Annotated in this window: 17 protein-coding genes and 2 tRNA genes; 15 read left to right on the forward strand and 4 right to left on the reverse strand. The window is 67.1% G+C overall.

Annotated features, from left to right (window positions below; genetic code table 11):
* Nucleotides 1-8 precede the first annotated feature (8 nt).
* The 4 genes from RBB34_RS06445 to RBB34_RS06460 all read left to right on the forward strand — a co-directional run bounded on the left by RBB34_RS06445 (nt 9) and on the right by RBB34_RS06460 (nt 1,183).
* Nucleotides 9-500 (forward strand): DUF192 domain-containing protein, encoded by a 492-nt coding sequence (locus RBB34_RS06445; protein WP_306118371.1) that lies wholly within the window; start codon nt 9-11, stop codon nt 498-500.
* Between the two features lie 80 nt (nt 501-580).
* Nucleotides 581-657: transfer RNA gene (locus RBB34_RS06450), tRNA-Pro, on the forward strand.
* A 60-nt stretch (nt 658-717) separates the two neighbouring features.
* On the forward strand, nt 718-1,026 hold the full coding sequence (locus RBB34_RS06455; protein ID WP_306118372.1) for an ETC complex I subunit: 309 nt from the start codon (nt 718-720) through the stop codon (nt 1,024-1,026).
* Nucleotides 1,027-1,106: 80 nt separating this feature from the next.
* A tRNA-Arg gene (locus RBB34_RS06460) sits at nt 1,107-1,183 on the forward strand.
* A 49-nt stretch (nt 1,184-1,232) separates the two neighbouring features.
* Here RBB34_RS06460 and RBB34_RS06465 read toward each other — a convergent pair.
* On the reverse strand, nt 1,233-2,423 hold the full coding sequence (locus RBB34_RS06465; RefSeq protein WP_306118373.1) for a cystathionine beta-lyase: 1,191 nt from the start codon (nt 2,421-2,423) through the stop codon (nt 1,233-1,235).
* Between the two features lie 164 nt (nt 2,424-2,587).
* Here RBB34_RS06465 and RBB34_RS06470 point away from each other — a divergent pair, with 164 nt between their 5' ends.
* The 6 genes from RBB34_RS06470 to RBB34_RS06495 all read left to right on the forward strand — a co-directional run bounded on the left by RBB34_RS06470 (nt 2,588) and on the right by RBB34_RS06495 (nt 8,852).
* Nucleotides 2,588-3,385 (forward strand): phosphatase PAP2 family protein, encoded by a 798-nt coding sequence (locus tag RBB34_RS06470; protein ID WP_306118374.1) that lies wholly within the window; start codon nt 2,588-2,590, stop codon nt 3,383-3,385.
* Nucleotides 3,386-3,592: 207 nt separating this feature from the next.
* Nucleotides 3,593-4,615 carry an amino acid ABC transporter substrate-binding protein gene (locus tag RBB34_RS06475; protein ID WP_306118375.1) on the forward strand — a complete coding sequence of 341 codons (1,023 nt, stop codon included), beginning with the start codon at nt 3,593-3,595 and terminating at the stop codon, nt 4,613-4,615.
* Between the two features lie 134 nt (nt 4,616-4,749).
* Nucleotides 4,750-5,967: an amino acid ABC transporter permease gene (locus RBB34_RS06480; protein ID WP_306118376.1), complete on the forward strand. Its 1,218-nt coding sequence runs from the start codon at nt 4,750-4,752 to the stop codon at nt 5,965-5,967.
* A gap of 1 nt (nt 5,968) precedes the next feature.
* Nucleotides 5,969-7,309, forward strand: a complete 1,341-nt coding sequence (locus RBB34_RS06485) for an amino acid ABC transporter permease (RefSeq protein WP_306118377.1) — start codon at nt 5,969-5,971, stop codon at nt 7,307-7,309.
* Nucleotides 7,310-7,320: 11 nt separating this feature from the next.
* Nucleotides 7,321-8,124, forward strand: a complete 804-nt coding sequence (locus RBB34_RS06490; protein WP_306118378.1) for an amino acid ABC transporter ATP-binding protein — start codon at nt 7,321-7,323, stop codon at nt 8,122-8,124.
* A gap of 29 nt (nt 8,125-8,153) precedes the next feature.
* Nucleotides 8,154-8,852, forward strand: coding sequence for a DUF2459 domain-containing protein (locus tag RBB34_RS06495; RefSeq protein WP_306118379.1), 699 nt, complete (start codon nt 8,154-8,156; stop codon nt 8,850-8,852).
* Here RBB34_RS06495 and RBB34_RS06500 read toward each other — a convergent pair.
* Together RBB34_RS06500 and RBB34_RS06505 are read right to left on the reverse strand one after the other, a co-directional pair.
* The gene (locus RBB34_RS06500) at nt 8,840-10,018 is read right to left on the reverse strand and encodes an FAD-dependent oxidoreductase (RefSeq protein ID WP_306118380.1); all 1,179 of its coding nucleotides are present in this window, start codon (nt 10,016-10,018) and stop codon (nt 8,840-8,842) included. The genes RBB34_RS06495 and RBB34_RS06500 overlap by 13 nt on opposite strands.
* Before the next feature lie 9 nt (nt 10,019-10,027).
* Nucleotides 10,028-10,279 (reverse strand): zinc-finger domain-containing protein, encoded by a 252-nt coding sequence (locus tag RBB34_RS06505; protein WP_306118381.1) that lies wholly within the window; start codon nt 10,277-10,279, stop codon nt 10,028-10,030.
* A gap of 287 nt (nt 10,280-10,566) precedes the next feature.
* Between RBB34_RS06505 and RBB34_RS06510 the strand changes: the two genes are divergently transcribed.
* The 3 genes from RBB34_RS06510 (at nt 10,567) to RBB34_RS06520 (ending at nt 12,549) form a co-directional block, all read left to right on the forward strand.
* The gene (locus tag RBB34_RS06510; RefSeq protein ID WP_306118382.1) at nt 10,567-11,343 is read left to right on the forward strand and encodes an alpha/beta hydrolase; all 777 of its coding nucleotides are present in this window, start codon (nt 10,567-10,569) and stop codon (nt 11,341-11,343) included.
* A gap of 73 nt (nt 11,344-11,416) precedes the next feature.
* On the forward strand, nt 11,417-12,232 hold the full coding sequence (gene cysE / locus RBB34_RS06515; RefSeq protein ID WP_306118383.1) for a serine O-acetyltransferase: 816 nt from the start codon (nt 11,417-11,419) through the stop codon (nt 12,230-12,232).
* A 104-nt stretch (nt 12,233-12,336) separates the two neighbouring features.
* The gene (locus RBB34_RS06520; protein ID WP_306118384.1) at nt 12,337-12,549 is read left to right on the forward strand and encodes a DUF3126 family protein; all 213 of its coding nucleotides are present in this window, start codon (nt 12,337-12,339) and stop codon (nt 12,547-12,549) included.
* Between the two features lie 20 nt (nt 12,550-12,569).
* Here the strand turns inward: RBB34_RS06520 and RBB34_RS06525 are convergent, their stop codons facing one another.
* Entirely contained in the window at nt 12,570-13,346 is a 777-nt protein-coding gene (locus tag RBB34_RS06525; RefSeq protein WP_306118385.1) for a hypothetical protein, read from the reverse strand.
* A gap of 98 nt (nt 13,347-13,444) precedes the next feature.
* Here RBB34_RS06525 and RBB34_RS06530 point away from each other — a divergent pair, with 98 nt between their 5' ends.
* Together RBB34_RS06530 and RBB34_RS06535 are read left to right on the forward strand one after the other, a co-directional pair.
* Complete coding sequence (locus RBB34_RS06530) at nt 13,445-13,747, forward strand: hypothetical protein (RefSeq protein WP_306118386.1); 303 nt, start codon at nt 13,445-13,447, stop codon at nt 13,745-13,747.
* Nucleotides 13,748-13,788: 41 nt separating this feature from the next.
* Nucleotides 13,789-14,319 carry a gamma carbonic anhydrase family protein gene (locus RBB34_RS06535; protein ID WP_306118387.1) on the forward strand — a complete coding sequence of 177 codons (531 nt, stop codon included), beginning with the start codon at nt 13,789-13,791 and terminating at the stop codon, nt 14,317-14,319.
* Nucleotides 14,320-14,394 lie beyond the last annotated feature (75 nt).

The raw sequence follows: 14,394 nt of genomic DNA on the forward strand, positions 1-14,394 counted from the left end.
GCGCAGCCATGACATTTGCCCTTCAACCGCTCGTGTTGCGCCTGGCGCTGGCGTTCGTCGCCGCGCTGCTGGCATGCCTGCCGGCCACCGCGAACGAGCCGCTGCGCCTGCCGGTCGATGCGCAGGTGCTGGAAATCGTCGCGGCGGACGGCACGGAACGCGCCCGCTACGAGATCGAGATCGCGCGCAGCGCCGCGGCGCGTTCACGCGGACTGATGCACCGCACGGACCTGCCCATGGACCGGGGCATGCTGTTCGTCTTCGACCGGTCCGCGCCGCGATCGTTCTGGATGAAGAACACGCCATTGCCGCTCGACATAATCTTTGCCGACGAGACGGGCCGCATCGTCCGCGTGGCGGCCAACACCGAGCCATTTTCGACTGCGCAGGTCTTGTCGGGGGCGCCGGCGCGCTATGTGCTCGAAGTGCATGCGGGCCAGGCGGCTGCCCATGGTATCGTGCAGGGCGATATGCTGCGCCATCGTGCGATCGAACCCTAGGGGCGAAGGCGCGGCCGTGCCGACGCCTTGCCGTCGCCGGCAACCGGGTGTATGCGGACCGGGCCGTCGCGATGGCACCTCGGAGCGTAGCGCAGCCTGGTAGCGCATCTGGTTTGGGACCAGAGGGTCGCAGGTTCGAATCCTGCCGCTCCGACCATGGCGGCGAACCGCCTCGATGCCCGCGGGAGCAACGCAAGATCGGCCACGGACAAAGACGATGACCAGCGCACGCATCTACAGCCCGGCCAAGACGGCCATGCAGTCCGGCAAGGCCAAGACGGGCCGGTGGATCCTGGAGTTCGACCGCCAGTCGCCGCGTCGGGTCGACCCGCTGATGGGCTATACCTCCTCGAGCGACATGCACAGCCAGGTGCGGCTGACCTTTGCCACCAGGGATGCGGCGATCGCCTATGCGCAAAAGCACAAGATCGCCTACCGGGTCGAGGAGCCGCACGTGCCCAAGCGCCGCCGGCAGGCCTATGCGGACAATTTCCGCCACGACCGGCGCACGCCCTGGACGCACTGATTGACGGCGCGCCTCGAGCGCCACGCCGCGGCACCGCCAGCTTGCGCCCGGCCGGGTGCGTCGCGTATATCCCCGCTGCCGGACCCGTAGCTCAGCTGGATAGAGCAGGTGACTTCTAATCATCAGGTCGCAGGTTCGAGTCCTGCCGGGTTCGCCAACGTTTTCAGTGGTTTGTCCGTGGTTGCGCGAAGCGGGAAGGGCGCCGGTCACGCGGCGGCCAAGGCCGCGGCAAGGCCCGTTTCGATATCGGCGATCAGATCGTCGGCGTCCTCGAGCCCGATCTGCAGGCGGATGACCTGCCCGCCGTAATCGCGCGCCGAGACGGTTCTGTCGCCCAGATGGACCGGCACGGCAAGGCTCTCATAGCCGCCCCAGGAAAAGCCGAGACCGAACCAGGTCAGGGCATCGAGGAAGGCGTCGGCCTGCGCCTTCGACCCCCTGAGCACGAAGGCGAACACGCCCGCCGCACCGCCGAAATCGCGCTTCCAGATGGCGTGGCCGGGGGCGGACTCGAGCGCCGGAAAAAGCACGTCGCCGACAAGCGCGTGCCCTTTCTGGCGCAAGCCGTCCAGCCAGCGGGCGATCGTCAGCGCGCTTTGCTGATGGTGGGCCAGGCGCACGCCCATGGTGCGCAGCCCGCGCAGCACCTGATAGGCGTCGTCGGGGGCGGCGCATGTGCCCAGCGCGGTCTGCATCGCCGACAGACGCTCCCAGCAGGCCCGGTTGGCACTGGTCATGCCCATCAGCACGTCGGCGTGACCGGCCGGATACTTCGTCGCGGCGTGGATCGAGATGTCGACCCCGTGATCGAGCGGCCGGAAGAACAGCGGCGTTGCCCATGTGTTGTCGATCATGGTGACGATGCCGCGCTCGCGCGCGGCCGTCGCCATCGCCGGAACGTCCTGCACCTGGAAGGTATTCGAGCCGGGGGCCTCCATGAACAGGACCCGGGTGTTGTCGCGGAAGCGGCCGGCGATGCCCTCACCGATCTCGGGCACGTAATACTCCACCTCGATCCCCATGCGGGTCAGCACGGTGTCGGCGAAACGGCGCGTCGGATAATAGACGGTGTCGACGATCAGGACGTGGTCGCCCGCCGACAGGAACGCCAGCAGCGGAACCGTGACCGCGGCAAGGCCCGAAGGCACGAGGATGGTGCCGGCGCTGCCTTCCAGGGCGTCGATTGCGGAGGTCAGGGCGTCGGTGGTCGGCGTGGCGTGCGTGCCGTAGGTATAGCGCTGGTCGTTGTGGCGCAGCGTGCGCGCATCGGCGAACAGGACGGTCGAGGCGCGCACCACGGGCGGATTGACGAAGCCGTGATAGTCATGCGGGTCGTTGCCGGCATGGGTGAGCGTGGTGTTGATGCCGGCCGCTGGCCGGCGCTTTCTGGCCGTCATCGATGCAGTCCCTTGCTTGCATGCCGATCGCCGAGCGGGTAGGCGCAACGGCCCTGTGCGTCAACCGCGCCGAAGGCGCGATGTCGATCGGTGGCTCCAGCACTTCAATGCCAAAGCATACGGCCCCACGCGAAACGACCGCCCGGGCGCGCCGACAGGGATCGGTGCGGGGCGCCCTGCTGACGGCCATGCCCGGAACGCCACGCGCGGCCCTTGCGAACACCGTGCGGAGCTGGCGGCGCGGCGTCTTCCGGCTGTCGCGCGCGCCGGCGGCCGGCAGCCCGCCGCTCGTCTCGCCCGCACTGGCCTGGTCCATGGTCGCCGCGCTGGCGCTGGTGCTGGTTGCGGCCGCGTTCGATCCGCTGGTCGTGGATGCCGTCGGCACGAGCCAGTGGCCGGCATGGCGATTTCTGGCCGCGGTCACCGATGCGGCGCGCGTGCACTGGTACCTGGTGCCGTCCGGCGCGATCGCGCTCGTGCTGGGATCGGTCGACTGGCGTGCCATAACGTCGCAGGCGGTGCGTGCCCGGCTGTTTCTGGCCCATGGCAGGGCGGCCTTCATCTTCGTGGCCATTGCCGCCCCGGCCATCGTCATCAACGTGATCAAGCAGGTCGTCGGCCGTGGCCGCCCCGTTACACGTCAGGACTTCGACGCATTTGTATTTGCGCCGTTCGAGTTCGACTATGCTTACCAGAGCTTTCCGTCCGGCCACGCCACCACCTCCGGGGCGCTGGCCATGCTGCTTGCGCTGTGGTTTCCGCGTCGGGCGCCGCTCGCCCTGGTTTTCGGGGCATGTCTCGCCTTTGCGCGGGTGCCGGCGGGCGCTCATTATCTGTCCGATGTCATTGCCGGATTCGCCATCGGCGCCGCTTCGACACTGGTGCTTGCGCGATGGCTGGCGCGCCGGCGCTGCCTGTTCCGGTTCGGCCCGTCCCGCGAGCGACCGGTTTTGATCAAATAGCCCCCAAATCGAGACGAAACGGGTCGCCAAAACGCTTTGGGTGAGCCGGACAAGCGTCGCGCGGTTGGGAAAAAATCTTGACCAGCTTGGATTTTTGGCTTTGTCTTCGGTTCGGGAAGGGAGGTAGCTGCCGGTACGCGCGTCGCGTGATACCGGTGAGCAGGCGCTCGCGCCCAAGTACTTGTTCAAGTAAGAGGAAGCAACTCTATGACCAACAGTGTATTGACGGTAGCAATCGGCGCCGCGGCCGCGGTGGCCCTGGGCGCCACGGCCGCTTCGGCCGCAACGCTCGACGACGTCAAGGCCAAGGGTTTCGTCCAGTGCGGCGTCAGCCAGGGACTGCCCGGCTTTTCGAACCCCGATGCGGACGGCAACTGGAGCGGCATGGATGTCGATCTTTGCCGCGGGATCGCCGCTGCGATCTTCGACGATCCGGAGGCCGTCAAGTTCACGCCGCTTTCGGCCAAGGAGCGCTTCACGGCGCTGCAATCGGGCGAGGTCGACCTTCTGTCGCGCAACACGACATGGACGATGAGCCGCGACACGCAGCTCGGTCTGAACTTTGCTGGCGTGAACTACTATGACGGCCAGGGTTTCATGATCCGCACGGACATGAACGTCAACTCGGCGCTTGAGCTTTCGGGTGCCTCGATCTGCACCAACACCGGCACGACCACCGAACTGAACGTGGCCGACTATTTCCGCGCCAACGACATGGATTACGAGCTGGTCGCCTTCGAAAAGGCGGACGAGGTGGTCGCCGCCTATGATTCGGGGCGCTGCGACGTCTACACCACGGACCAGTCGGGCATTTATGCCCAGCGCCTCAAGCTGACCGATCCGGGTGCGCACAAGGTGCTGCCCGAAGTCATCTCCAAGGAGCCGCTGGGGCCGGTGGTCCGGCAGGGCGATGACGAATGGTTCAATCTGGTCAAGTGGACGCATTTCGCCATGGTCAATGCCGAAGAGCTCGGCGTGACCAGCCAGAACGTCGACGAGATGATGGAAAGCGACAATCCCTCGATCCGCCGCCTGCTCGGCGTCGAGGGCGAGTTCGGCACCGATATCGGCGTGGAGAACGACTGGGCCTACAAGATCATCAAGCATGTGGGCAATTACGGCGAGGTGTTCGCGCGCAATGTCGGCCCCGACACGCCGCTCAACATCGCCCGCGGCATCAACGCGCTGTGGACCGATGGCGGTCTGCAATACGCGCCACCGATCCGCTGACAGCTTGATTGCAATTGCCCGGCAGCCAGTCTGCCGGGCATTTTTATTTCCTTTTCGGCGCCCAAGCGCCTGAGCAGGCGGCCGCGATCGCTCATGCGGGACGGCTGCACTGCGACGGGCGGAGCAACAAAACCATGGCAGTCACCGATACAGCCTCGGGCAGATCGGCAAGCGGCGGCGGCGACGCGCCGCCCAAGGTCGCGCTCTTGAACAATCCGCGCGTGCGCAGCTGGCTCTTCCAGGGCGTGCTCGCCGTCATCGTCGCCTATCTGGCCTATTCGGGCTGGATGAACATGAATGCCAACCTGCAGGCCGCCGGCGTCGCCTCGGGCTTCGGGTTCCTGGACGAGAACGCCGGCTTTTCGGTCGCCCAGTCGCTGATCGCCTACGACCAGGGCAGCTCGAGCTATGGCCGGGTCTATGTGGTGGGCGTGCTCAACACGCTGGTCGTTGCCTTTTTCGGCATCGTGCTTGCGACCGTCATCGGCTTCATCGTCGGCATCGCGCGGCTGTCCAACAACTGGATCGTCAGCCGGCTGGCGACCGGCTACGTCGAGTTCATGCGCAATCTGCCGCTGCTGCTGCAGATCTTCATCTGGTATTTCGGCGTGCTGCGCCTGTTGCCGCAACCGCGCGACAGCATCGATTTCGGGGCGCTGGGCCTTCTGAACAATCGCGGCTATTTCGCCCCCAAGCCGGTGTGGGGCGATGGCGCGGCGATCACGTTCTACGCGCTCGTCGCCGGCCTGGCGATCGCCTATGTGATCGGCCGATGGGCGCATCGCCGGCAGATGAAGACCGGCCAGCCCTTTCCGTCGTTTCTCGTCGGGCTTGCGGTGGTTGTCGGGCTGCCGCTGCTCGCCTTCTTGGCAACGGGCAGCCCGCTGAGCTGGGACATGCCCGAACTGGGTGCATTCCGGCCCTCAGGCGGCATGACCGTCATCCCCGAGTTCATCGCGCTTCTCGTGGCGCTTTCGACCTACACCGCCGCGTTCATCGCCGAAATCGTGCGCGCCGGTATCCTGGGCGTCAGCAAGGGCCAGTCGGAGGCGGCCCATTCGCTCGGCCTGCGCCAGGGGCAGAATCTGCGCCTTGTCGTCATTCCGCAGGCGCTGCGGATCATCATTCCGCCGCTGACCAGCCAGTATCTCAATCTGACCAAGAATTCCTCGCTGGCCGTGGCCATTGCCTATCCGGAGCTGACCTCGGTGTTCGCCGGCACCGCGCTCAACCAGACCGGACAGGCGGTGGAGATCATCTCCATCACCATGCTGACCTATCTGACGTTCTCGCTTCTGACCTCGGCCTTCATGAACTGGTACAATGCGCGCGTCGCGCTGGTGGAGCGCTGAGATGAGCCACACTCCCATCGACCATGGCGATCTTGCCTATGTCCGCGATCAGATGCTGGCCGAGCAGCCGGCCCCGCGTGTCAGCCGCGGGGCGATCGGCTGGATGCGCGAGCACCTGTTCCAGTCGATCCCGCAGACGATCCTCACCCTTGTCTGCCTGTATCTTCTGTACCTGATCATTCCGCCCATCGTTCAGTTCTTCCTGATCGATGCGGTGTGGACGGGCGAGGATCGCGCCGCCTGTGCGACCCAGGCGCAGGGCGGAACCCAGCCCGATGGCTGGTTCGGCGCGTGCTGGGCCTATGTGGGCGCCTACGCCAATCAGTTCATCTACGGCCGCTATCCGGACGCGGCGCAGTGGCGGGTGAACGTGACGGGCCTTTTGTTCTTCGGCGGGCTGACTCCGCTGCTCATCCCCGCCGCGCCGTTCAAGCGCCAGAACATCGTCTTCATGGTGCTGGTGTTTCCGTTGGCAGCGCTGATCCTGCTGACCGGCGGCGGCTTCGAGACCGGCGGGCTGTACCTGCCGCTCGCCGTCGTCGCGGTGCTGGCGCTGGCGGCCACCTACGCGCTTGCGCTGGGGTCGCGATCCGATCCGCGCCCCGGCCTGATCACGACGGCGACGATCTTTGCCGGCCTGTTCGCGGTCGTCGCCCTGCTGGGCGTCGATTTCGGTCTCGAACGCGTGCAGACGGCGCAATGGGGCGGGCTGCTGGTCACATTGGTGATCGCGGTCACCGGCATTGCCGCATCGCTGCCCATCGGCATCGCGCTGGCGCTCGGACGGCGTTCGCACATGCCCATCGTCCGCTTCGTGTGCGTGGTCTTCATCGAGTTCTGGCGCGGCGTGCCGCTGATCACCGTGCTTTTCATGTCCTCGGTGATGCTGCCGCTGTTCCTGCCCGAAGGCGTGACCTTCGACAAATTGCTGCGGGCGCTGGTCGGCGTGGCGCTGTTCGCATCGGCCTATATGGCCGAGGTCGTGCGCGGCGGGCTGCAGGCCCTGCCCAAGGGCCAGTATGAGGGCGCCATGGCCCTGGGGCTCAACTGGTCGCAGATGATGCGCATGATCATCCTGCCGCAGGCGCTCAAGATGGTGATCCCGGGGATCGTCAACACCTTCATCGGGCTGTTCAAGGACACCACGCTCGTGCTGATCATCGGCCTGTTCGACTTTCTGGGCCAGATCCAGTCGTCCTTCTCCGATCCGAGCTGGGCCTCGCCGGTGCAGTCGCTGACAGGCTATTTCTTTGCCTGCATCGTCTTCTTTCTGTTCTGCTTTGGCATGTCGCGCTATTCGATGTACATGGAAGAGCGGCTCGATACCGGCCGAAAGAGTTAGGAGCCTACCGCATGCTCACCGAAAACGTCCAACCGGCGGAAGAAATCCAGGCCGACCGTTCCAAGATGCACGTCTCGGACACCGAGGTCGCGGTCGAGATCATCGACATGCACAAATGGTTCGGCGACTTTCATGTCCTGCGCGACATCAATCTGAAGGTCATGGGCGGCGAGCGTATCGTCATTTGCGGCCCGTCGGGCTCGGGCAAGTCGACGCTGATCCGCTGCATCAACCGGCTCGAGGAGCACCAGAAGGGCAAGATCGTCGTCGACGGGATCGAACTGACCAACGATCTCAAGAAGATCGACGAGATCCGCCGCGAGGTCGGCATGGTGTTCCAGCACTTCAACCTGTTTCCGCATCTGACGATCCTGGAAAACTGCACGCTGGCGCCGATCTGGGTGCGCAAGATTCCCAAGAAGGAAGCCGACGAGCGCGCCATGCACTTCCTCGAGCGCGTCAAGATCCCCGAGCAGGCGCACAAATATCCCGGCCAGCTCTCCGGCGGCCAGCAGCAGCGCGTGGCGATCGCGCGCTCGCTGTGCATGAACCCGCGCATCATGCTGTTCGACGAGCCGACCTCGGCGCTCGATCCGGAGATGATCAAGGAGGTGCTCGACACCATGGTCTCGCTCGCCGAGGAGGGCATGACCATGATGGTCGTCACCCATGAAATGGGCTTTGCCCGGCAGGTCGCCAACCGGGTGATCTTCATGGATCAGGGACAGATCGTCGAGCAGAACGAGCCCGAGCCGTTCTTCGACAATCCCCAGCACGAGCGCACCCGGCTGTTCCTCAGCCAGATCCTGCACTGACCGGGACGCGCCCGGGCGATGGGCGGGGCGTGCGCGGGCGGCGATTCGCCCTTGCGCTGGTGGCGCTTCTGCCGCTTGCCCTCGTCGCGGCGCTTGTCCTGGGAACGGTTCCGCTGCCGGCCCGCGCTCCCGGTGCCGGCAGCGCCGCGGATGGTGCGGCCCATCGCATCTTCGTCATTTCCAATGGCTTTCACTCGGCGATCGCGCTGCCGGCCGATGCGACCGTGACGCTCGACGGGGGCAGGCGGGGCAGCGTCGAAGCGGCGCTCGGGCTCGACATGACCGACTTTCCGGTCGATCCGGCGCAGGTCCGCTACTGGCAGTTCGGCTGGGGCTCGAAGGTCGCCTATACCAGCCTGCGGCGGGTGCGCGACCTGACCTTCGATATCGCCGCGCGGGCGCTGGCCTTCGACGTCGCGGTCATGCACGTGCAGCCGCTGGGACCGCTGTCGGCCGGGGAGGGCGTCTATCCGGTCGACGTGTCGGCGGCACAACTCGCCGCGCTGGCCGCCGGCCTCGAGCGCAGCTTTGCCGCACACGAACCGTTGGCCGGCATCACCCAGGGTTTCGGCGACCGCTTCTACCCGGGCGCGGGCCGGTTTTCCCCGGTGATGAGCTGCAACACATGGACCGGCCGGCAATTGCGCCGCGCCGGCATTGGCGTGGGCCTGTGGACACCGTTCGCCGCGCAACTGGAACTGTCGCTGGCCCGCGTTCAGGCGCGGTAGCCGTAGAGCCAGTCGAGATCGCGGCGGAAGGCGGCGGGTGGGCCCATGCGGAAGGCGGCGTTGCGTGCCAGCCGGCCGATGCCGGCCTGGTGGTAGGTGAACCGGTTGAACGCGGTGCGCCGCGCAACGCGCTCGATGCGCGGCAGCCGCTGCTGGCGGAAGGCTGCGAAGGCGGCCTGCGGGTTGCCGTCATGGCGCTCGATGGCCTGGGCCAGCAGCCAGCCATCCTCGATGGCCATGGCCGCGCCCTGGGCGGCGAACGGCTCGATGCCGTGGGCGGCGTCGCCGATCAGGCCGATCCGCGCCGTATGCCAGGCCGCGTCGGGCGCCAGCGCGTAGAGCGGCCACAGTGTCCAGTCGGCACGCTCGGCAAGGCCGGCGACCGGGGTCTCGCCCAGGCGGGCGAACAGGGCATCGAGCGTGGCAAGATCGACGCTGTGCGACCAGCCTTCGCCGCGGCCCGTGCCGCTGGTGACGGCGACCAGGTTGCGGGTGGCCGCGTTGCGCACCGGATAGGTGACCAGATGGGCGCGCGGGGCCATCCAGGCGACGACCTTGTCGTCGGCGCGTTCGGCCGGCGCGGGCACCACTGCGCGCAGGGCGATGCGCCCGGTCGGTTCGGGCCGGGCGGCGCCGGGCACCGCGCTGCGCAAATTCGACCAGATTCCGTCGGCGGCGATGACGCACCGGGCCGACAAGGTCACGTGCGCCTCGCCGCGCGCGGCGGTCAGCTCGACGCGATCGTCGTGCTCGGCGACCTTGACGATGCGGTGGCCCTGAAGCGGCTGGACGCGCACATCGGCGCGGGCCGCACTGTACAGAACGCCGTGGACGATGGCGCGATGGGCGGTCAGATAGGGCGGTGCGTTCGCCTCGCCATTGACCGGCATTTCGAGCACGATCCGGCCGGAAACCGAGTCGCCCAGACATAATGCAGCGGGCCGGACCGCCCGCGCATTCAGCGCCCCGAGCACGCCAAGCTTGTCGAGGATGTGCGCGGCATTGGGCGGCACCTGCAGCCCGGCGCCGATCTCCGAGGGCTCGTCGAAGGCCTCGATCACGGTGACCTCGCGGCCGCGCGCGGCCAATGCCAGCGCGCATGTCAGCCCGGCAATGCCGGCGCCGACGATCGCCAAGTCGTGGTCGGTCCGTTCATGATCTGGCATGGGGCCGGGTCAGGCAGCCTGCGTGGAGGTGTCGTACACACAGCCCTCCGGCTCCGTCCTGTCCGGACCGAGCCGGGCGTCGAAGACATAAAGCGTCGAGCAATAGGGGCAGACGATTTCGGCGTCGTCGCCCATGTCCAGGAACACGTGGGGGTGGTCGTAGGGCGGGGTCGCGCCCACGCACATGAACTCCCTGACGCCGATCGCTATGCGGGCATGGCCTGCATCGTTGTGAAAATGGGGCGTTGTGCCACCGGCCATCGTCCTACTCCGGGCATTGGCTGTTGGTCCGATTCCGACATCGGTATCGCATCCTTACCACACACCGGTGCAAATGTCGGAATCGAAGGACCGCGATTAACTCACTGATCGACGTGGACCTTCGGATTTGACACGCGATTTCGAGGGCGACATCGGCCCGGCTTGTGACGTCAGATCCGCTGCACCGGACGTCGGTGGGACACTATCGCCGCGCGGGCGGAATTGGTAGACGGTGCGGTGCAAAAAGATGCGCTTTCCGCTGCGCCAGGACGACGGACCCATTGTCGATGCCCCGTTTCAGCCATGACCGATTGCAGCTTGCCTATGTCGACGAGGGCCGGCGCGACGCGCCGGCCGTGCTGCTGATCCACGGCTTTGCCTCCAACGGCCGGGTCAACTGGATCGAGCCGGGCTGGATGCAGGCGCTGACGGATGCCGGCTATCGCGCCATTGCCATCGACAATCGCGGCCATGGCGACAGCGACAAGCCGCACGAGCCGGACGCATATCGACCCCAGGTCATGGCGGCCGATGCCATTGCACTGCTGGACGCGCTGGGACTGAAGCGGGCCCATCTGTTCGGCTATTCCATGGGTGCGCGCATTGCCGCCTTCGCCGCGCTCGCCCATGCCGACCGGGTCGACCATCTGGTGTTCGGAGGGCTGGGGCTGGGCATGGTCGAGGGCGTGGGCGACTGGGATCCGATCGCCGACGCGCTGCTTGCGCCCTCGCTCGATGACGTCACCGATGCGCGCGGGCGCATGTTCCGCGCCTTTGCCGACAAGACCGGCAGCGACCGGCTGGCGCTGGCCGCCTGCATCACGGCTTCGCGCACGCCCCTGACGCCCGACCAGATGGGCGCCATCGCCGCGCCGACCCTGATCGGGGTCGGCACGAAGGACGATCTGGCGGGCCCGCCGCAGCCGCTTGCCGCGATGATGCCGAAGGCTGCCGCGCTGGATATCGAAAACCGCGATCACATGCTCGCCGTCGGCGACAAGACCTTCAAGCGCGCCGTGCTCGACTTTCTGGGCGATCGCCCCCAGGACCCGCCGAGAGCTTGACCTGCGAGCGGCCGGTTCCCAATTGGCGCCCGAGCGGATAACATCGCCGCGAAGTCGGTTTGGAGATGCATCGATGGCCCAGCAGCACAGGCGCGCGCCAGCGCGCGACATCAACCCCGTCGACCCGATCTGGCACGCCGTGCGCGACGACGCCAACAAGGCCGTCAAGGCCGAGCCGGCGATCGCGACCTTCCTGTTCGGTGCCGTTCTCAACCAGTCTTCGCTGGAGGAGGCGGTCGCCCATCGCATCGCCGCAAGGCTCGATCATCCCGACGTGCCCGCCGATCTGATCCGGCAGGCCTTCGGCGACATGATCGCGGCGGATGGCGGCTTTCGCGCGGCGGTGCGCATCGACTTGCAGGCGGTGTTCGACCGCGATCCGGCGTGCAACCGCTTCCTGGAGCCGCTGCTCTACTTCAAGGGATTCCACGCCATCCAGACCCACAGGCTGGCGCACTGGCTGCACCGGCAGGGTCGCACCGATTTCGCGCTCTACCTGCAAAGCCGGTCGTCCTCGGTGTTCCAGACCGACATCAATCCGGCCGCGCGCATAGGCAAGGGCATCTTCCTCGACCACGCCACCGGTCTGGTCGTCGGCGAGACGGCGGTGATCGGCGATGACGTGTCGATCCTGCATTCGGTGACCCTCGGCGGCACCGGCAAGGAGGGCGCCGACCGCCATCCCAAGATCGGCCATGGCGTGATGATCGGCGCCGGCGCCAAGATCCTGGGCAACATCAGGATCGGCCACAGCTCGAAGATCGCCGCCGGCTCGGTGGTGCTGTCGGAGGTGCCGGCGTGCCGCACGGTCGCCGGCGTGCCGGCAAGGGTGGTGGGCGAATGCTCCTGCGCGGAGCCGTCCCGCGCCATGGACCAGACGCTGGACTGACAATCTGCCATATGGGCGGGGCTTGCGCCGTCGGCCGAGCCGTGGTTTGGGCAGGCCGGCGTCGCCGGTCGACGCCCAACACGATCAACGACCCGGAGGACCCCGTGAAAGCCAGCGAACTCGAGCAGCTGACGGCCTATTTCCGCAGAACGTTCGGCAACTCCGCGCTCGCGGTGAAGGCCCGCCCCAAGCTCGCCGATTCGGCCGAACTGTATCTGGGCGAGGAGTTTCTGGGCATCATCTCGCGCATCGAGGACGAGGGCGAGGTGTCCTACGACCTGTCGATGTCCATCCTGGACATCGATCTGGAAGGCTGACCGGGCGCGGCGCTCCGCCGTCAGTCGAGCCCGCGCACCCGCAGGCTCTCGACAAAGGCCTCCAGCTCGGGGCCGAAGCGCTCCCAGTCGGCGAGCAGCGGCATGGCAAAGCGCACCCGCGCCTCCAGCGTGTCGCCGAAGTAAAGATCGGTCTGGCAGGGCAGGAGCAGCGGTTCGCCGCCGGCGCCCGCGTCCTGGCAGCGGGCGATGAAGGCCGGCGGCGTGCCCGGCTCGTTCGTCGGCCCGAAGGCGAGCCATTCATCGACATAGCCCAGCGCAGGGTCGAGCGCAGCGCGCGCAAGACCGTCCGTGAAGGTCCATTCGACGCTGTCGTCGAGCGCCTTGAGATAGACCGGTGCGAACCGGTCGGCCATATCGAGGAAGGACTGGCGCTCGCTGATCGTGATCAGCACGATGCGTGTCGTTTCGGGATCGGTGTTCGAAAACGCGTCGATGAGATCGGGGCGCAGCCCGCTGCGCTCGGGCCAGTGGAGTTTCAGGTCGAGGTGGCCCGCAATGCCCGCATCGCGCTGTTCGGGGCGGCGGATCATGTTGGCCGGCACGTGCAGCACATCCTCGCCGATGACGATGCGCAGCACCTCGTCCGACGTCGTGTGACCGGACAGGACCAGCCGGTTGCCGTAGAAATGGCCGGCCAGCAGCATGGCGACGGTCAGCGAGGCGAGCACGCACAGCAGCCAGAACACCCGCCAGACCACGCGCGGCAGGCCGGCCACGATCTCGTGGCCGGCGAGCGGGTCGTCGGCACCATGCGAAGCGTTGAACGAAGTCGCCATCTGCTCGCCCTGTGCGAATCCGGAACAACCCGGTGTGGCACCGGGCTTGCACCAGTCGAACCCGGCAGGGTTAATGAAAGGTTACCGCGGGGACGACGATGCATGTTCTGGTGGCGATCGTTGCGGGTTTTTCGGTGGCGCTTGCCGCCTATCACTGGATGGCGGCCGTGCTCGACCGGTCGCCGGGTTTCGACAGGCAGACCGTGACCGGGCTCGGCGCCGCGGTCTCGGTACTCGGTTTCGCGCTTTGCGGGCCGGTGCTGGTGCTGCGCGCGGGCGGCGGCCGGGCCGGCCGGGGCGGCAGCGCGCTGCGGCTTGCCGCGCTCTGCCTGAGCCCGTTCTGGGCCGGGCTGATCGGCATCGTCGCGTTTTCGGCCGGCCGACTCGTTGCGATGGCGTGAATTGTCTGCCAAGGATCGGCGATCGGATCCGGAGGTGCCCCATGTCGTATTTCGCCCTTGGCGATGTCGCCCCCGAAACGGTCGGCGCCGGCCCGGCCTTCGTCGCGCCCGACGCGCAGATCATCGGCCAGGTGCGGCTGGGCGAAGACACCGGCATCTGGTTCGGCGCGGTGCTGCGCGGCGACACCGAGCCGATCGAGGTCGGCGCGCGGACCAATATCCAGGAGCACGGCGTGCTGCACACCGATCCGGGCTATCCGCTGACGATCGGCGAGGGCTGCACGATCGGCCACCGCGCCATGGTGCATGGCTGCACGATCGGCGACAACAGCCTGATCGGTATCGGCGCGATCGTGCTCAACGGGGCGCGCATCGGCAGCAACTGCCTGGTCGGTGCCGGCGCGCTGGTTACCGAAGGCAAGGTCTTCGAGGACAACAGCCTGATCATCGGCGCGCCGGCCCGCGCGGTGCGCACGCTCGACGAGGCCGGCATTGCCGGCCTGCGGCTGTCGGCGACGCACTATGTCCAGAACGCCCGACGCTTTGCGGCCGAGTATCGCCCGGCTCGCTGAGCGTCCCGCATCCCCGCAACAAAAAAAGAGCCGGTTCCCTTGCGAGAACCGGCTCCTGCCCGGTCTGGGGATGGG

The sequence above is a fragment of the Roseitalea sp. MMSF_3546 genome, from assembly GCF_030732865.1.
Taxonomy (GTDB): Bacteria; Pseudomonadota; Alphaproteobacteria; order Rhizobiales; family Rhizobiaceae; genus Roseitalea.